At 44.9% G+C, this 18,185-nt stretch carries 14 protein-coding genes and 1 tRNA gene; 6 read left to right on the forward strand and 9 right to left on the reverse strand.

From position 1 onward, the window contains the following. Positions 1–41 precede the first annotated feature (41 nt). Genes V2154_RS07365 through V2154_RS07375 form a run of 3 tightly spaced genes read right to left on the reverse strand, consistent with a single transcriptional unit; the run spans position 42 to position 2,094 of the window. Complete coding sequence (locus tag V2154_RS07365; protein ID WP_353501675.1) at positions 42–773, reverse strand: HAD family hydrolase; 732 nt, start codon at positions 771–773, stop codon at positions 42–44. 4 nt (positions 774–777) lie between these two features. Further along, positions 778–1,353, reverse strand: a complete 576-nt coding sequence (locus tag V2154_RS07370; protein WP_353501676.1) for a DJ-1/PfpI family protein — start codon at positions 1,351–1,353, stop codon at positions 778–780. A gap of 21 nt (positions 1,354–1,374) precedes the next feature. Continuing rightward, positions 1,375–2,094: a cupin domain-containing protein gene (locus V2154_RS07375; RefSeq protein WP_353501677.1), complete on the reverse strand. Its 720-nt coding sequence runs from the start codon at positions 2,092–2,094 to the stop codon at positions 1,375–1,377. A gap of 1,289 nt (positions 2,095–3,383) precedes the next feature. Between V2154_RS07375 and V2154_RS07380 the strand changes: the two genes are divergently transcribed. After that, entirely contained in the window at positions 3,384–3,989 is a 606-nt protein-coding gene (locus V2154_RS07380) for a sigma-70 family RNA polymerase sigma factor (protein ID WP_353501678.1), read from the forward strand. A gap of 11 nt (positions 3,990–4,000) precedes the next feature. Here V2154_RS07380 and V2154_RS07385 read toward each other — a convergent pair. Continuing rightward, positions 4,001–5,151 (reverse strand): IS3 family transposase gene (locus tag V2154_RS07385; protein WP_155407417.1). Its coding sequence is split into 2 segments (ribosomal slippage): positions 4,001–4,917 and positions 4,917–5,151, totalling 1,152 coding nucleotides; the frame shifts between segments, so codons are not numbered across the junction. A gap of 242 nt (positions 5,152–5,393) precedes the next feature. On the opposite strand from V2154_RS07385, the gene V2154_RS07390 reads away from it, so the two are divergent. From V2154_RS07390 to V2154_RS07410, 5 genes are all read left to right on the forward strand, one after another. Beyond that, complete coding sequence (locus V2154_RS07390) at positions 5,394–5,972, forward strand: hypothetical protein (protein WP_353501679.1); 579 nt, start codon at positions 5,394–5,396, stop codon at positions 5,970–5,972. A 4-nt stretch (positions 5,973–5,976) separates the two neighbouring features. Continuing rightward, positions 5,977–9,369, forward strand: coding sequence for a UvrD-helicase domain-containing protein (locus tag V2154_RS07395; RefSeq protein WP_353501680.1), 3,393 nt, complete (start codon positions 5,977–5,979; stop codon positions 9,367–9,369). 83 nt (positions 9,370–9,452) lie between these two features. Further along, positions 9,453–10,208 carry a multiubiquitin domain-containing protein gene (locus tag V2154_RS07400; RefSeq protein ID WP_353501681.1) on the forward strand — a complete coding sequence of 252 codons (756 nt, stop codon included), beginning with the start codon at positions 9,453–9,455 and terminating at the stop codon, positions 10,206–10,208. Beyond that, a complete protein-coding gene (locus V2154_RS07405; protein WP_309363849.1) occupies positions 10,183–11,358 on the forward strand; it encodes a ThiF family adenylyltransferase in 1,176 nt (391 codons plus the stop codon). Before V2154_RS07400 ends, V2154_RS07405 begins: the two co-directional genes overlap by 26 nt. Further along, the gene (locus V2154_RS07410; protein ID WP_496350363.1) at positions 11,355–11,813 is read left to right on the forward strand and encodes a ubiquitination-like system serine protease family protein; all 459 of its coding nucleotides are present in this window, start codon (positions 11,355–11,357) and stop codon (positions 11,811–11,813) included. Before V2154_RS07405 ends, V2154_RS07410 begins: the two co-directional genes overlap by 4 nt. Positions 11,814–12,216: 403 nt before the next feature. Here V2154_RS07410 and V2154_RS07415 read toward each other — a convergent pair whose 3' ends face one another. The 5 genes from V2154_RS07415 to mtfA all read right to left on the reverse strand — a co-directional run bounded on the left by V2154_RS07415 (position 12,217) and on the right by mtfA (position 18,086). Beyond that, positions 12,217–14,418, reverse strand: a complete 2,202-nt coding sequence (locus V2154_RS07415) for a family 16 glycosylhydrolase (RefSeq protein ID WP_353501682.1) — start codon at positions 14,416–14,418, stop codon at positions 12,217–12,219. Between the two features lie 15 nt (positions 14,419–14,433). Continuing rightward, a complete protein-coding gene (locus tag V2154_RS07420; RefSeq protein WP_353501683.1) occupies positions 14,434–15,243 on the reverse strand; it encodes a glycosyltransferase family 32 protein in 810 nt (269 codons plus the stop codon). A gap of 419 nt (positions 15,244–15,662) precedes the next feature. Then, a complete protein-coding gene (locus V2154_RS07425) occupies positions 15,663–16,928 on the reverse strand; it encodes a tyrosine-type recombinase/integrase (RefSeq protein WP_309363855.1) in 1,266 nt (421 codons plus the stop codon). 161 nt (positions 16,929–17,089) lie between these two features. Next, positions 17,090–17,165 (reverse strand) — tRNA-Asn (locus V2154_RS07430). 144 nt (positions 17,166–17,309) lie between these two features. Continuing rightward, the gene (gene mtfA / locus V2154_RS07435; protein WP_034789519.1) at positions 17,310–18,086 is read right to left on the reverse strand and encodes a DgsA anti-repressor MtfA; all 777 of its coding nucleotides are present in this window, start codon (positions 18,084–18,086) and stop codon (positions 17,310–17,312) included. Positions 18,087–18,185: the final 99 nt, after the last annotated feature.

Genomic DNA, 18,185 nt, shown 5'->3' on the forward strand with positions numbered 1-18,185 from the left:
AGTTATTACTCCTCATACAGAAATATTGAAATAATATCGCGTTAAGAGGGTTTCTTGACTAATTTCAAGAGAGCCTCGGTATCTAATTCATTAATTCCTTTTTGAAGGGCCATTAATTTATGATCAGGGATGTTGTATCCCCAATTAGCCCAAAATGATTGAATGCCATGATCTAATGCATCAATAACATTTTGGATATTGTCATCAATAAATAGAATCTCCTCATTTTTATCGAAGGCTATTGATTTTAGCAAGGTAAGAGTCTTGTTTTTGTCGGCCATCCTCCCATATATTTTATTCGAGGATAAGTTTAAACCATATTTACTTAGAATGAATGATATAGACTCTTCATCCTTTCCTGATACAATATAGATATCATTAGATGTTTCAAATAAATTTGAAACATCTAATAGCGGACGGTGTAGTTCAGCCCAAAAACCAGGGTAGATACTTCTTGCCAGCTTCCTATACTGGATGAACTTATCCCTGAATATTTTCTTATCTTCAGTTGGAATTGATTCATATATAGCAGTGAATCTGTCATTATCTATAGCTTCATTACCAAATTCAGTGAATGAGGCAATAAAGTGACCGTCATGGCGTACAAAATTCCTTAATTTCCTGAACCGTTTAGCCATCAGGCGTGGGATGTTTTGAAGTACATCTTGGTTAAAATCACTGAGAGGTCTGTCATGTAATACATTCCATGTAATTAGCATGCATTCGTCTACTCCATCAACCACGACCCCGTCGAAATCCATTGCTATTAACATCGAATTATACCACCAGCGGTTCTTTAAGAGTTTCGCCGCGCTTCCATCTATCTATTGCATCGAATGTCTGACGCATAAATTCTCCACATTCGGCATAATAGGAGCAAGTAATGATATTCCCGTCGACAACTACATCTGCTTCAATTACATTGGCGCCGGAATTAACCATATCGTCTTTCAGACCAACATAAGCGCAGGCGAGTTTGTCTCTTAGAATACCGGCAGAAATCATAATCCAGGGACCATGGCAGAGCCCAGCTACAACTTTCCCCTGTGTTACCATCTGCTTTAGAAAATCTTTAACTCTCTGATCTTGGCGAACTCTATCAGGCGCTTCATGACCGCCAGTGAGAATAACAGCATCAAAATCAGTGGCGTTGAGTTGATCGAAATTAATATTGTCTTTGGATCTTTTATCCATAGGAACAGTGATGCCATATTTTCCTGTCACTGCACTTCCATCCTTTGTTGCAATAGATATATCGTATCCTTCCTCTTTAGAACGATAGTAAGTATAAACTACATCGTGATCCTGAAAACCTGGACCAGTGATTATCACTACTCGTGTCGGATTAGACATGTTATTTTCCTTCTTATTGCGTTACGGGACATTAATTAAAAATACATTCTGACCACAGTACATTTCTGAGATGGCATCTTTAGCTCGTAGTATATGAATCTTTCCCATTAGATGGCTCTTTACATCTAATGAAATAAAAATAAAATCATACTCGTCATTCAACATTTTTCTATCAAGATTTTTGACGGAAAAGTATGCTAATTTGTGTAGATCATGTTCTCTGATCAATGTGCCTGCAGCTATCTGTTGCAAAGGAGGTAAAAGATCATGTTCCTGTGATTTCTTTTCATATCCCATATTTTTTCGGCCATAATTATCTTTAAGTCTGAGTAAGTCGAATTTGTTTCTTGGATTTTCAACTTCAATTAATTCGATACCTGATTTCCCCGAAATAGTCTGATGGAATACACCTTTTGCAATATATATGCTGTCGCCAGATTTTAACGCCTGATGTGTACCATCAAGAAATCTGGTCTCGCCATCACCATGTAGGCATATAAGGACGGTGTCTTTCAGTATATGACAATGCATTGAAGTGGATTGATTCTTTGATATATGAAGGCGCCATACATCAAAAATAGAATCACAATAAACTCTATACTCATATCCCCATGGTTTTTCTATGAATCCATTGAGATGTAAGTCTTTCTCAAATGACTCACCATTATTTGAAGTTGAAAGTAGGATTTTGTTTATTTCAAGCAAGTCATATACATTTGGAGTCCGGTTGTGGATTTCCATATGGTCGCTCCCCCGCTAATTGAATTGCTGAATGTTGATTTCACTTCGGTCAATCGTTCTGTGATTTCAGTCTATAACGGTTATTTAGTACGAGAGAAATAACTTTTATGATGATTACCTATATTGTTTCTTTTGATCAGTCCTTCATACTCAATAATTACTGAAAACTATGCTCCTATACTTGGGTACTGTTAAAGATGCTTAGTAAGATGCCGAACTCGGACGTCAACACGATACAGCCCATGATATATGTATCCGATTTTTACCAGAGGCCGCTTTATGTGAACCGGTAGGGACAGGTCAGTAAACCAGCCTATCTCCATCAGTAGCATGCATGCCAAACCTGGGGAAATTGTGGGGATCGATACCAGCGCAGTGGTGATTGTCCTATGCGCAAAAGCTGAAGATGTCGCCAAAGTCTTTCATGAGATCGAGAAAACGAAATCGCGGATAAGTGCATTGGACAATGAAGGTACCAGAGCGAATACGGAAAACCTGACGCTCCTTTTATGCCAGCTCAATGCAAGGTGCTTAAAGGATTTTCCTGGGGTGTGGGTAGTATGTTCTGGTCAATAGCTTAAGTATGCCATCACGTTGATGCCGGGCGTCAGCCAGAGAAACATCGGAATAAGCGCTTAAGGCTCCGGAGCATGAAAAGCAAGAAGCCCGTTTACTACACGTGCTTCTGAAATTTGGCCTCACTGATCGGGATCATCTTTGACAGTAACTGGCTAATAAGTAAGCTAAAACTGAGTTTCCTTTCTGTTAAGACCACGAATTGTTGCGGGTAACATAAATCTGGGTTGAGCAATCCCTGGCATGTGTTGATCGTTTCTATCGTGTTCCTTGAAAAGGAAGCGTAGCTAGAGCGAACATTGAAGAGTCTGTTCTAAGATAAAATGTGTCCATAGAGGTTTGACTGTCTGCTCCGTGCCAAAAGCAGACATTGATAACATTGAGATATGTTAATGTATGGGGAGTAAGTCAACGCTGTAAACCTGTCACCAAATTAATGATGCACAAAGGCTCATTGGATCGGGTACATTCAGCAGAACCAACACCATGTAGCTGATGCGATTCGTTAATTCAACACTCTCAATAGCTGAGGAGTGAAATCGAGCTAAATCAAGAGATTATGTTGTCTTTTAGATTATCAAACAAGAACAGACTGCTAGATGTGAAATGATAATAACGCCGAAAAATTAACCATTGTGCTTCTTTAATCTTGCGACCCCTTACTAGCGCAGAAAGCACTTATTCGACACACAAGCATTATGATGGAGGTTGCATTGATCATTCCTCTTCAAAAACAAACCGAGGGTGGAAAGCTGTACACACGCATTCCTGAGATTGAAGCCAGGTTGACAGAATTAGTCACCCTCACGGATGAAAATCTGATTCAGTTGTGTAAGCAGAGCAATACACATCCGCAATATGTGCCCAGTGAATGTCTTCTTTACTTCGTCCGGCGCAGCGCATTGACTAACCAAACTCTTTTTGATCCCCTCTTCAGGATCCTCTCAGAACGCATTTTCAGGAAGCTTCCTCGAGCCGCTAATCCTGGTGGAAGTTCTGTATCAATGCTGAACAGCGACATTCAGGAGAGCGTTTTTGACCGTTTTGTTGAAATGCTCATGCTCGATAAAGCGGGTTATGATGCACGACTGGACATGTTTGAAATCCGTTTTGACAAAGCCGTTTTAAGTCTAAAAAACGATGCCCTGCAGAAGTCTTATCGGTCTGAGAAAAGAAATACTGAGCTGGAGTACGATGATTCAGAGGACATTACTTCAGAGGTTGAAACTGCTTCTGAAGGTTTTAATCCTTTTGAACAAACAGATTTCAATCATTTTCATTACCGTCGTGAGCTTGATGCGGCGATTGAGACTGAATAGACCCTAGTTTCCTAGACTGTTCCGTGCCTCATGAACCAGGCACTTTCATAAACTGCAGGGGCTTGATCCTCACAGGCACTGTGGCGGCGTTTAGCATTATAAAACATCTCGACATAATCGAAGATATCCGCCTTCGCTTCTTCCCTATTTTTATAGATCCGTTTCTTTATGCGTTCCCGTTTTAGCAACTGGAAAAAGCTTTCTGCCACTGCGTTGTCATGGCAATTACCCCGACGACTCATGCTGCTTTTTAAATTGTGAGCTGTCATAAAATGCTGACATCTTTCGCTCGTATATTGAGAGCCCTGATCTGAATGGATTAATACTTCTGCCGTTGGTTTACGTCGCCATACCGCCATCAATAATGCATCCATTACTAACTCAGCGGTCATTCGTCCGCCCATGCTCCAGCCGATAACCCTGCGTGAGAAGAGATCAAGAACAACAGCCAGATACAGCCAACCCTCATGCGTCCTTATATAAGTCATGTCACTCACCCAATGCGTATTTGGGGTTGGGACAACGAACTGGCGTTCAAGGTAATTTGGACTGGCAAAAGAAGGCTTTCCGCCACCGTAATAGCGTCGTTTTCGGTATCCAGTCTGAGATGCTAGTTCAGCGAGCCTCATCAGGCGCGCGATCCTGTTACGTCCGACGCATTCACCCAGATCTTTCATATCGAGCCAGATTTTTCGATAGCCGTAAACCGTACCGCTTTCAAGCCACAGTTGTTTAATCAAGCCTGTTTGCCGTTCATCTTGCCGGGTACGCAAAGATTTAGGCCGCTTTAGCCACTGGTAATAACCGCTGTGATGGAGGCCAAGAACCAGGCATAACCTGCGTACAGCATAAAAGGACGACATTTTTTTAATGAAGGCGTACTTCAGCCTGACGTTCTTGCAAAGTACGCGGCGGCCTTTTTTAAGATATCCCGCTCTTCAGTTACTCGCTTAAGTTCTTGCCTGAGGCGCTTTACTTCATGCTGAAGTGCATCGTCCTGCTTACGCTGCGGCTCGGGCTTCTGGTAGCGCTTAACCCAGGCGTAAAGACTATTAGTGGATACACCAAGTCGAGAGGAGACCTCAGATACAGGGTACCCCTGCTCAGTGATCTGTTTTACGGCTTCAATTTTGAATTCTTCAGTGAACGTTTTGACTGACATAAACACTCCTTCATTAGGCCTCCATTATGAGGCAAAAAAGTGTCTACGAAACCCGGGTCTATTCAGACTTTACCCGATCTACAGAAGCGAATCATTGAGATGATCCGATTAGATTTTCCAATAGACTCCATCGACCCTCAAGAGATGACAATTTCTAAGGCTCTTAACAAGTCTGAAAAAACCATCCATAATCAGAAAAACAGGGCGTTTGCACGTCTGAAAAAATTGCTTGAAGGGGGCATATGATGACCGGACTTTCACCTCAGGCATCCCTGGAAGAGGTGCTGGAGTCATTTTCCATAGAGCATGATGTGGGAAAAGCGACTCTGCAAAAGTACCTCACAGCCTTCCCAGAATTTGCCAATGACCTCATAGATTTATCTCGAGAGATAGCTAGATCATCAATTGAGCATGATGCACCACTCTCTGAGTCCCAGCGCCGCTTAATCAATTCGGCTGTCACTCGCATCCAGACGTCACCGGGGAAAACAACAGGTGACCCCTTCGCCAATATTCCGGCTAAGGAAATGCGTCATCTCGCTAAATCGCTTAATCTCCCCCGGCAGGTTGTTATGGCATTTAAAGAACGAAACGTAATTGCCGAGTCTGTTCCCCGGAAGGTTATGATCAGCTTTGCTGAAAAACTTCAGACAAGCGTTCAGCACCTGTTTACATCCCTCAAACAGCCACACATGGAGGTTGCAGGGAGCTATAAGTCCAACACTAAACCGGGTGATGCAGAAAAGATTACTTTTGAACAACTGCTGCGGGATGCTGACTGGCCTGAGCACGATATCAGTCACTTAATGGAAGAGGATTGATAACGTGCAAGCCGTGGAACTGGCTCGCAAGGCCGCTGCTGCTCTACATGACCAAGCCGTTGCTTCAGGACATAATCCATGGGCACCCTATGAGTTTGCTGTTGCAGAAGCAAAACGGCGAGGCCTTGATGTGGAGAGAACCAGTAAAGGATCTCCTAATCTGAGGGGCGCACGGGCTCGCTTTATTCCAGAGGAGATGTTTATCCTCCACGAAAAATGTGCAACTCTTTTTGAACAGGCATTCCTCGTCGCTCATGAAATTGGTCATGCTGAACTTGGAGATGATGTCGAAGAGGATGAGAAGAGTTATACGATAGATCCCACCAGGACATCGGAATCCTCGCCTTTGGGAGTTGAACGAGTCGTTGATTACAGCCGCAGACAGCGAAGAGAGGTCCAGATGGATCTATTTGCGCGCGAGTTTTTGCTGCCGAGGCATTTTGTCAGCACGCTTTATCTGGAAGGCCAAAGTGCTTCAAGTATTGCCGAAAGGCTTGGCGCGCCGTTTGACGTCGTTGCCCTGCAACTTTTTGATGCACTACTGTTGCCCCCGACATTGCCTGAAAATCAAAAGCCAGCAATTGAATTTCCCCTAAACGATGAACAGGCAGAAGCCGCTGCTCATCGTGGCGCTGCCTTTCTGCTTGAAGCCGGACCCGGCACAGGAAAAACACAGACATTGGTAGGCCGTGTTAAAGGACTGCTTAATGAAGGGGTTGATCCCCGTAAAATTCTCCTGCTGACTTTTTCAAATAAAGCCGCTGGAGAAATGGCTGAAAGGATTGCGCGAGTTGATAGCGCTGCTGCGGCTGCGATGTGGATCGGTACCTTCCACTCATTCGGCCTCGATTTGGTTCGCCGGTTTCACGATAAGCTGAATCTGCCGCAAGCTCCCCGAATGCTGGACCGTACAGAAGCAGTAGAACTGCTGGAGCATGAGTTCCCTAAATTAGGCTTGGTTCATTACCTCAATCTTTATGATCCAAGCCGAATTATCGCTGACTTTCTCACCGGCATATCACGCGCTAAAGATGAGGTAGTCGATGCAAGCACTTACCTTGGACTGGCGCAGGCCATGCGCGATAGCGCTGTTGAGACTGATGCCATCCTTGAAGCAGAGAAAGCGATTGAAGTCGCCAGGGTGTACGCAGCTTATGAAAGCCTCAAGCAACAGTCTGAATGTATAGACTTTGGGGACCTGGTTTCACTACCTGTAAAGCTGCTTGAAGAAAATGAAGCTATTCGCTCTCATATTCAGTCTACCTATGAACATGTTTTGGTGGACGAATACCAGGACGTCAACCACAGCAGCGTGCGACTGCTGAAAGCCATATGTGGTGAGGGTGAGAACCTGTGGGCAGTTGGGGATGCTAAGCAGTCAATCTATCGTTTCAGAGGTGCCTCTTCATTTAACATGACGCGCTTTGGAAATGAAGATTTTCCAGGCGGGATGCGATATCGGTTAAAAACGAACTATCGGTCGGTACCTGAAATAGTTTCAGCATTTTCGAGATTTGCGGTGGGCATGGCTGTGGGGGATGCTGAAAGCGGGCTACACCCGAACCGGGAGAGTAATGCCTGCAAACCCGAGCTTCGCTTTGTGGGACAAGGCGTCCAGCAGTCACCTGCTCTTGCAGACGCGATACAGGAAATGCTGGATGCCGGATATCCATATCGTGATCAGGCCGTTCTCTGCACAGGCAATGAAAAACTCTCAGAAATCGGGCAACAGCTCGAGCGCTTAGGCATCCCTGTTCTATTCCTAGGCAGTGTTTTCGAGCGTCCCGAGATTAAGGATTGCCTGTCGCTGCTTTCCCTTTTGGTGGATCGCCGCGCAATGGGCCTGGTGCGAATGGCTTGCCTGCCAGAATTTACAATGTCGCTGGAAGATGTCGGCAATATACTTGCCTGCCTGCGTGAACAAGATGACAGAGGGGACTGGAGAGAAAAAACAGATCAGTTCCAAATCTCTGAGAATGGCCATGCGGTCATAAAGCGACTGATTAAAGCACTGGATGGTTATAACGGAGCGACTTCACCCTGGACTGTGCTGGCAACTGTGCTTTTAGACAGGACACGCATAGTCGCCCGCATGGCAATGTCTCCAGCTAGCAGTAACCGCTCCCAATGTATTGCAACCTGGCAGTTACTTAATTTCTTGCGAGTCCAGCCCTCAACTGGCGAAGGATTATTTATCACCCGCACATTAGATCGCATCCGTCGTTTAGTCCGACTCGGGGACGATCGTGACCTCCGGCAACTCCCGGTAGCAGCACAAAGCATTGACGCTGTTCGCCTCATGACCATTCATGGTGCGAAAGGGCTGGAATTTCCTGTAGTTCATATACCAGGCATGAATGCAGATACCTTACCTGGTTTTACACAAAAGCAACCCTGCCCGCCACCCGATGGAATGATCGCCGGTAGAAAGTTTAATAACAAAGAGCAGCTCAGTCAGGAGCACAAGGCGGAGAGAGAATGCTTATTCTACGTTGCATTGTCGAGAGCGAAGGAACAGCTATTTCTCTATGCTGCACTGCGAAACGCTGCAGGTAGTGCACGAAGGAAATCCGAGTATCTGGACCGTATTGAGCCTGATCTGGTTCAAATGAACACAGAACCCCATCATCCGGTCATTGAGCCCCCCGAATCGTTACCAATAGACTGGGCTGTGGATGGAGACCTCAAGCTCAGTGGCGATCAGGTATCACTCTATGAGTCATGTCCGCGACGATTCTTCTATACTCACGTCCTTCAGATTGGGGGAAGGCGGACGCCCACTCCATTCTCAAAAATGCACGATGCTGTCCGAAATGTGTTCAGAGATATGATCGAGGCGGAGTCGACAATATCAACAAATATGGAAGGCAGCGTTGAGCAGGCCCTCGAAGCTGAAGGTCTGGCTGAGCACGGATATGCCCCTGAGTTTAAATCTCTGGCAATAGACATGGTGAGCTATTTCAGTTCAATTCGCGAAGGCCATTCACCTGAAACACCCAGTGTACTCACGATTAAGCTTGGGAATATTCCTGTCACCGTACAACCTGACGATGTGCTGATTCACTCAGATGGCCGACGTACGTTTCGCCGGGTCAGAACCGGACATAAAAGAGATAAAGAAGAATCGGACCTTAGCGCTGCCGCTTTTGTACTCGCAGCAAGGAGAGCCTTTCCTGACGCGATAGTTGAGTTAGTTCATGTTTCTGATAAGACTGTAACGCCGGTTGAACTGACCACTAAGGTGCTGCATAACCGGCAGGAAAAGCTTCTTGATGCCCTGAACTCTATAGGTCGGGGGGTATTTCCCGCCGAATCATCATCCCGTGTTTGTCCCTCCTGCCCGGCATTTTTCGTCTGCGGATTGACACCGCCAGGCGTGCTTCAAAAAAAATTCTAAAATAATTTACCGCTTTGGTAGCGCTGCATCGATTGAGTATTAGAGCCAGACACCGTCTGGCCAAACTCAAGGACATGCACAAGATGAACAGCCAAAATATTAACAATATCGACGATGTCGGAGAAGCGATTCGCGAAGGCCGCGAACTGCGTCCGGCAAATGCCTACCGCATCCTGTTTGCGCAGGAAAACCTGGATTTTCACGCAATTGAGATCAATGACCCAGTTCCACTGGGGCGTCAGATTCTGATTGCCGCAGGCCTGCGTGTAAATGATGGTTACAGCCTCTTCGCTATTCTTCAGACGGGCGACTTTGAAGATCTGCGACTTGATGAACTTTTCGATTTACGCGGTCGTGGCGCTGAACGGTTCGTGGCCTTCCAGACCGATCGTGATTTCAAACTTACCGTAAACCACAGCCAGGTATCGTGGGGAAAACCTGCAATTTCGGGAGCAGCACTTTATGAGCTGGCAAAACCAGCCGATGGCGATGCTGTATTTATGGTTGTCCGTGGCGGTGATGATCGCCAGATTGAACCGAATGAGGCGGTGGATCTTACGACGCCGGGCATTGAACACTTTGTAACGGCGCCAAAGCGTAAACCAAAGATTGATATCGTCGTTAACGGGCGTGAAGTTCAGGTCAGCGATAGTCATCAAACTTTCGAGCAATTTGTGGCTATCGCATATCCAGGCGAAGCCCCAACTGCAGAGATCGTTTATTCAATCACATATCGTGGAGCGGACTCAAAACCACACAGTGGTGAGTTAGCTGCGGGTGCCTATATCAACGTGAAAAACGGGAGCGTGATCAATGTCGGCCGCACTATTCAATCTTAATAGCGATCTGAAGCGCTTGCGCGAAGAAGGTTATCACGTACAAATTGTGGGTGGCTTTCTGGTCATGCGTGACGTTCCGTACGTTAACGCGCAACGGGAAGTTAAAACCGGCACGCTCATATCGAGTCTTTGCCTGTCTGGAGACGCTACTCAAAAACCGGAACCACACACTATTCACTTTGATGGAGAATTTCCATGCACTTCCCAGGGGGGGCGCATCCAGGCTATTTTTCATCAGAGTGAAGCGGTAAATCTTGGGCATGGACTGTCTGCTCAGCACTTATTCTCCAGTAAGCCTGGGCCTGAAGGTTACAGTGACTACCATCAGAAGATGTCCACCTATGCGACGATCATCTCTGGCCACGCCGCAACCCTCAAACCTGGCGTTAGCCCACGTGTTTTTAAAACCCCTGATGAGGAGGAAGGGGGCGTCTTTAACTATCTTGAAACTGCATCTGATCGGGTCGGGATCGGGGCATTAACTGCACGGCTTGAAGGTCAGCATATTGCCATCATCGGTGTCGGTGGTACAGGTTCCTATATACTGGACCAGATAGCTAAAACACCAGTCAGTGAGATACGTCTCATCGATGGTGATGATTTTCTTCAGCACAACGCTTTTCGCGCCCCCGGCGCCCCGTCGATTAACACTCTCAGGGAAGTGCCGAAGAAAGTGGATTACCTGGCGGGAATTTACGGTCAGATGCACCGTCGTATCGTGACGTATGCAGTACAGATAAGCCAGGATAGTCTTACTCTCTTGGACGGAATTACCTTTGCCTTCCTTTGTATGGACGCAGGAGAGCCAAAACGCTTAGCGATGCAGAAGCTGGAAGACATGGGCGTGTCATTCATAGACGTGGGAATGGGGCTCGAGCTGGTGGACGGATCGCTGGGTGGCATCCTGAGGGTGACGACCAGTACTCCAGAGAAACGAGATCACATTCGCACACGTGTGTCTTTTAAGGAGAGTGGCGCAGAAAACGTTTACGCTTCAAATATTCAAGTCGCCGAGTTAAACATGTTGAATGCGGCACTTGCCGTCATCAAATGGAAGAAACTACTCGGATTTTATCGTGATCTTGAAAATGAACGTAACTGTTCATATACGACTGACGGGAATATGTTACTGAATGGTGACTTACTATGATACGCCATAACCAACTGACCCCGTGTTTCGTTAAAGGGATTCCGCGAGAAATTGAACCAAGTATCCTGTATGTTTCCATGGAGTATGGCACAGTGATTCACAATTGCTGTTGTGGTTGCGGGCATGAGGTTGTAACGCCTCTGACCCCAACTGACTGGAAGCTGACTTTCGATGGCGAGACCGTGTCGCTGTGGCCATCAGTGGGAAACTGGAATTTACCCTGTCGATCTCACTATGTAATCCAGTGTAACCGCGTACTGAAAGCACCTCCTTGGGATAAAGCCAGAATCGATGCAGAGATGCGTCGAGATAAAGCGGCTAAGAAGCGTTATTACGCGCAGACTAATGCGATGGTAGCATCTGAAGAGCTGAAACAGGAGCCAACTGAGGAGCCGTCTGGGATGAGAACCGAGCCATTATCTCTTTGGAATAAGATAAGGAAGTGGCTGAGTTAGGGCAATGGCTTTAACAGTGCTCAAAACTATCAGACCTGAAAAGCATGACTCTGGACAGGTTACATTCAACTTGTTCTACAGGCGAGTTCATCGGTCTGGCTATGGACCGGTATGCTGGAATGTCATAAAAGCATACCGGTACAAACCACAGATAATGTTTTTAACGTGATCTGCTCTCCACTGCTTAATACCCCAAGATATGAGTTATCCAGTCATTAGATTTGGGAACAAAGGCAGCTACGGCCATAATGACAAGCAATTTTAGCGCATTTAACAATGGCAGCTTAGTGCCAACAGCGGACATTATTGCCAACCAAATCATCTAGAATAATAGCTCCTAAGGCACTGATAGTCTCTACATCTCTACCAGCAGCTTACTAAGATTTACTTTTCACTCAAATGACTAACCAGCTACCACTGACTGTTCGTCTAATTTTGGATTATTAATATCCATTGTTGCATCAATACATATTTTCCTAACATAAGTGATACCTGGTAAAGAGCGTGTGTGAAGACGCCCTGCCAATTCTTTTGAACGAGTTGGCCACATGTTAGCATGAAGGGTCATGGGCAAATTAGGTATAGGCGTAGGCCCCCAAATTCCCCTCCGATAAACCATAACTCCATCCACAAACCATTTAATCTCATCAGGCCCCCATTCAATCATGTAATCATGAAACTCTTCTGAAGCATCAAACCCTAAAGGAATAAAAGTTGGTGTGCCACGATACCCATAATCAAATTTTGCTCCTTCATCACCAGGATTATAAAAAACATTGACCAGCATATGGTCAGGCCTATTCCCAACAAACTCAATATCGATTTCTTGACGAGGTGAATCTCTATGTAAAAAGAAGCCAGTTACTATCCCTGGGATTTTTGCCGCCCGTAAGGACACCTCGAATCTACCATATAGAAATCTCATCCTACTTGAAATCGCTGCGGCACTAAACTCTCTAACTCCTAACTGTTCCGCTTTGACAACAAGATCTAATCCACTAATATCATTTTGAATCACATTTTGAGGTCGAAACAGCCCAAGATTCCCAGGAAAAGTATCATCGCGAACCTCCCAATATTCATTATTAATATTTTGCAGTGAATCAATGATGGAGAAGTTAACAAGGTCTTTTTTAATTCGCTTCGGATCGGGTTTTATAAAAAAACCATTCCCTGACAAATTTTTTCTTTCTAATATCCAAGGGGAATTGTCATGTGTCATGCTAATTTCTGAATTATTAAATTTTTCTTTGACGTTATCTTCTATAATCTGCCTGGAAACAATATCATCTATTTCTGGGTACATTGAGATGGGCGGAGGGCATTGAAGGTATTCACATATAACCTTCCATTTGTTTTTTTCACCTAAATGCAGTATCACACAGTCAGTATCACTAAGATCTTTAATTATATTGGAGGTCAACTCATCGATTTTCTTTGAATCACTAATGGTAACTATAAATTTTGCTTGTGGATATTCTTTTTTTAATAAAACGATATTCCTACTGAGGCACCCGACATTTACATAAGCGTTGAATTTACCCCCCCCTGAATTATCCAATAGTTTTTTTAAGTCTTCATCGGGAAGTCGATCAATATCACTGCAACACTTATAACCAAGCATGGATAGTGCCATACCCAAAGAAGAAATGCCTGAACCGTTTGCGCCAAATGAAAAAACAGGCCAATGTACTGGAAGCTCATTAAAGTTTGAAGCTTTTTCATTGTCAATAATGCCAACCTTCACTAGGGTAGGTAATATTGAATAGGAATTGGATGAGTTAAAATCCAATCTCTGCGCAATGATCGATTTATGCACTGCTCTCACATCGAGTTTTTCATATTGATGATTTATCCATAAGTCAATTGGTCCATAGGTTGGTAGGAGCGAGAGAATTTTATTTGCTCCTTTTTTAGATAATACATATCCTGAAAAATACCATAATCCTCGTTCTGGTTTAAATATATGTTCAGAAATTATTTTCTTTTTCGCACCATTCATAACCTCTTTAAACGACAAATATAAGATATCAAATTTAGGTGAAGATCTATCAGCCTGAATCATTTCAAACCAAGCGGCATCTAAGATTTTGGCGAAATCTCTTTCGAAATACACGTCATCTTCAAGAACTAAAGCATACTCATCAGAGCCTTCTGCAATTAGTCTGATAACATTTATGTGCGATAATGCTACAGCAATTTCTGCCTTACTCATTTTTATTGGTACATCGAGATCAAATTTATCAGGTAAAATTCTTGGCTGAGGATCAACATATAATTGGTCTGCTAAAGTATAATAAGGGATAACTTCTTCCTCATTGAGGGCACCTGACATTTCCCTAGCATTTATAGCGGAGAATCTGGTTAATTGCCCAGTTAATTTTTTATTGGATTTATCTCGTACTTTATCCAACTCTTTATTTAAATCTAGCCATCTGACTGTTTCACGATCTAAGTTTATAGCGTAAATCCTACTAATACCCTCCCCGCTTTGATCTAAAGTGTTAAATGTTGATGATTTTTGTGCTGGGAAAAATAACCGAGAGCGCAAATAAAAAGAGTAAAGAAAACGGTTGATGCCTTTTAGATGTTTATTAATATTCATAAATAAAAGTTCCTTTTAATTCATCATGCGCCAATTTCTATAATCAGATCTATATTCTAATTCCCACTTGGTTTCTGCAATGCTTTCCCAGTTTGATATAATCGTGATTTTGGATGATAAATCTATTTCTTTACGACATGAAAATATAGATTTAGATAAATTACCTGGGCCAGTTATTGACTGAATGTCTGTAGGGGGGAGGCTTGAATTATTAAGTAAGCATGTTGATTGCTCCAGTGCTTTATCAACTATAATATGATGAGGTGGAGCAATTAACGGATTGTTATTGAAATAAAAAATCCAAGATTCTTCATAAGTGTTTCCTTCAGTGAATATCACCGGGGGAATCATAGAGTCAGTGGTTATATCGTAGCATAGAGGTTGTATTTTTAATTTATCATCCCTAAAAAAAACATCTATATCACTACCTAGATAAACATCATCAGTATCAACATACCCCCCCCCCTTTACCGAGATGTAACATAATCGGAAATAATCTGATTGCATAGCAGGATGAGTGCATTTGGCAAAAGCTTCGCTGTGTGCTTTGTCTAAATTATGCTCAATGAATTTTTTAGCACTTACACAGTCATATAAATAATATTCATACCCAAAAGACTCTAGAACATTCCATGATTTCATGCAATGTATGACATCATTAGGGATATTATTGGGTGAGTCCCAAAATTGAATGATTTTTTTTGGTATAGTGCATGAAGAAATGGGGTGTGGGTAAATCTCGTCAACAGGCTGTTGAATGAGTTTTCTGATAAACTCCGAACGCTGTTGATAGTTCTCTTCTTTAGCTTCATCTGATTCCATCATAGGTTCCTTCAAAAACTAATGTTTAAAAAAGATAAAATATAAGGACGAAAACAAGTAATTAACTATAGTATTCTAAACCAGCTTGGATTTTTATCAATGTGGATTTTTACTTTCATGAGACATATTTTTATAATGTATTTTGCCAAAGCTCGTAGGCCAGCCAGAACTCAATTTGATAAGAAAACCAGTCTTGGATGGCGCAAAGATCATAGTCCGCTCCTCGCTCATAACTGACCTAATCCGTTTCCGTAGATAGTTCTAAATGATAAGTGGAACTCACACTTTCGATTCACGCAGGTCAATTCGGTTGAAGATGCTCATAAACGGTTTAACAATTTCTTCGAGTTGAAGCCAGAAAAATGCCGTACCAGTACAGACTGATACGGCTATCTCTGTGGTTTATTTTGTCAGAAGGGTTATCACATTGTGTAACTGATTTCCTTCCCACAAATATAAGGTGGGGCATACGCTTTCCGGCACATATCCAGATAATCCGACCACCACTGCATCATCGCTTTACGGGCATCGAGATATTCTGCTTTATGGATGTATGCCGCTCGAACGCTATTACGTTCCTGATGGCTCATTTGACGCTCAACGGCATCCTGTGACCATAGACCTGATTCCATAAGGGCACTACAGGCCATTGCCCGAAACCCATGGCCGCAGATTTCATCTTTTGTGTCATAGCCCATCAGGCGTAGCGCCTTGTTGACCGTGTTTTCACACATCGGTTTATAAGGATTGTGATCGCCGGGAAATACCAGCACCTGATGACCGGATATTTCCCGTATCTGTTTCAGAATAGCAATAGACTGACAGGAGAGTGGAACGATATGTGGAGTACGCATTTTTGCACCACGCCCAGAGTAGCGGACACCTGGGATGGACTCGCGAGTGGCAGGAATGGTCCAGATTCTATTTTTGAAATCGATCTCAGACCAACGGGCGAAACGCAGTTCGCTGGAACGGATGAATAGGTGCAGGGTGAGTAATACGGCCAGGCGGGTTAACTCTCGTCCTTGCTTGTAGTCCTCAATGCGAGCCAACAGTTCCGGCAGTCGCTCCAGCGGAAGGGCAGGGTAGTGGCGTTTAACGGGAGGGGCGATGATACCGTCCAGATTTGCTGCCGGATTGTGTTCTATCAACTCCTGATGTACGGCATGACGCATGATGTTGCACATATGCTGCCGGGTACGTGCTGCGACTTCCAGCAAACCTTTTGTCTCGATGCCCTTCAGCAGGTCAATAAAGTGACGAGGTTTCAGTTCAGTTACCGGCAGGTGTCCAATCACAGGAAATATATGATTGTTCATGCTGGCAAGCAGACGGGTTGCGTGGTTCTCTGACCATGTACGGTTGCTTTTATGCCACTCCAGTGCCACATACTTGAAAGTTTTTTCTGGCGAGGAAGTGGCTCTTTCAGTAGAGCGCTGTTGTGCTGGATTGATATTATGCGCCAGCAATTTACGGATACCATCACGCTGTTGACGAGCATCAGCCAAAGATACGTCGGGATAGGCACCCAAGCCGAGACGGGATTCTTTTCCATTGATACGATATTTGAGATACCAGAGACGTGAACCGCCTGGATTGACTAAAAGGTATAGGCCGTGAGAATCGGAAACTTTAAAGGGTTTTGGGGATGGTTTTAAGTTGCGGATTTTTGAGTCGTTAAGAGACATTTGGGGGTCACTCCGTCATCGAACGAACTTGACCCCAAATCTGACCACCAAATTCTCCCGATGCGGAGGGAAAACTGAAAATGCATCGGGAAGACTTTTCACGCTAACTCATTGAATTCGAATCATATAGGGATTCGCAAAGTGGCATGAAAATAAGAATTTGGCTCCTCTGACTGGACTCGAACCAGTGACATACGGATTAACAGTCCGCCGTTCTACCGACTGAACTACAGAGGAATCGTGTGAACGGGGCGCATGATATCTAGAGCCCCGCGAGGTGTCAACGGCAAAATGGCGCTATTTGACTGACTGTTCAGCAACTGAGCAAAAAGGCCCGAAAAGTGCAAAAAAGGTGCGGCGAGGTCACAGTTTTTAGGTTGATTAAGCGTCGCACGGCTGGTTGCGCAGCAGCCTTGCCAGCGGGTCTTGTTTGTAAAAACGGCTAAAATGGCCGTAAACCAGCGGGAAGCGGCTCGAAAGCAGTTCTGGCGCACTGAAGAAGTACTCGGAAAGCACCGCGAAGCACTCTGCCGGGTCACTGGCGGCATAAGCGTCCATGCTGGCGGCCTCTTCACCCACCATATCGATCTCATCCTGCAAATTTTCCATCGCGGCGTGCAGGTCATGTTCCCAGGCCACCACGTCGCGCAGCGGAATAGGGGGAATGCCGCTGACTTCGCCGCCGTTGCGCAGGTCGAGCTTATGCGCGGCTTCGTGGATGATTAGGTTAAAGCCCGAGGTGTCGAAAGAGTCCTCGATATCCTGCCAGTTCAGCACAATCGGCCCCTGATCCCAGCTCTGGCCGGAGTGCACCTGCGAACCCGCGTGAACCAGACCATTGTCATCCTGCCACGGGGTGTCCACCACAAAAGGCTCTGGGTAGAGCAAAATCTCGTGGAAGCCGTCGAGCCACTCCGCGCCAAGCTCCATCACCGGCAGGGCGAACAGCAGGGCGATGCGCGCCTGCATCTGCTCGTTCAGCTCGATGCCTTGCAGCGGCACCAGCCGTTTTTGGCTCAACAGTTGACCGGCGACTTTCACCAGACGCTGGCGCTCTGGCTCGTCTAGCGAGGCAAACAGCGGAATATCCAGCGCGTCTTGCCACTGTTGCCACTTGTCGGTCTGAAGCTCATTCGATTTCCACGGCCACTTGATCATCGTCTTGCTCGCAAAGTGAACATTTAAATTCATACCCAATTTCAGTCTGTCCACCGAGTATTCAATCAGTTACGGCGGCAAATGTCTGTGACTAAAACC

It is taken from the genome of Ewingella sp. CoE-038-23 (assembly GCF_040419245.1).
Classification (GTDB): Bacteria; Pseudomonadota; Gammaproteobacteria; order Enterobacterales; family Enterobacteriaceae; genus Ewingella; species Ewingella allii.

Bases quoted from the DNA above. Each gene is read 5' to 3' on its own strand.
- V2154_RS07365 (WP_353501675.1), bottom strand. From the start codon at position 773: ATGTTAATAGCAATGGATTTCGACGGGGTCGTGGTTGATGGAGTAGAC.
- V2154_RS07370 (WP_353501676.1), bottom strand. From the start codon at position 1,353: ATGTCTAATCCGACACGAGTAGTGATAATCACTGGTCCAGGTTTTCAG.
- V2154_RS07375 (WP_353501677.1), bottom strand. From the start codon at position 2,094: ATGGAAATCCACAACCGGACTCCAAATGTATATGACTTGCTTGAAATA.
- V2154_RS07390 (WP_353501679.1), top strand. From the start codon at position 5,394: ATGATGACCGGACTTTCACCTCAGGCATCCCTGGAAGAGGTGCTGGAG.
- V2154_RS07400 (WP_353501681.1), top strand. From the start codon at position 9,453: ATGAACAGCCAAAATATTAACAATATCGACGATGTCGGAGAAGCGATT.
- V2154_RS07405 (WP_309363849.1), top strand. From the start codon at position 10,183: ATGTCGGCCGCACTATTCAATCTTAATAGCGATCTGAAGCGCTTGCGC.
- V2154_RS07410 (WP_496350363.1), top strand. From the start codon at position 11,355: ATGATACGCCATAACCAACTGACCCCGTGTTTCGTTAAAGGGATTCCG.
- V2154_RS07415 (WP_353501682.1), bottom strand. From the start codon at position 14,418: ATGAATATTAATAAACATCTAAAAGGCATCAACCGTTTTCTTTACTCT.
- V2154_RS07420 (WP_353501683.1), bottom strand. From the start codon at position 15,243: ATGATGGAATCAGATGAAGCTAAAGAAGAGAACTATCAACAGCGTTCG.
- V2154_RS07425 (WP_309363855.1), bottom strand. From the start codon at position 16,928: ATGTCTCTTAACGACTCAAAAATCCGCAACTTAAAACCATCCCCAAAA.
- mtfA (WP_034789519.1), bottom strand. From the start codon at position 18,086: ATGATCAAGTGGCCGTGGAAATCGAATGAGCTTCAGACCGACAAGTGG.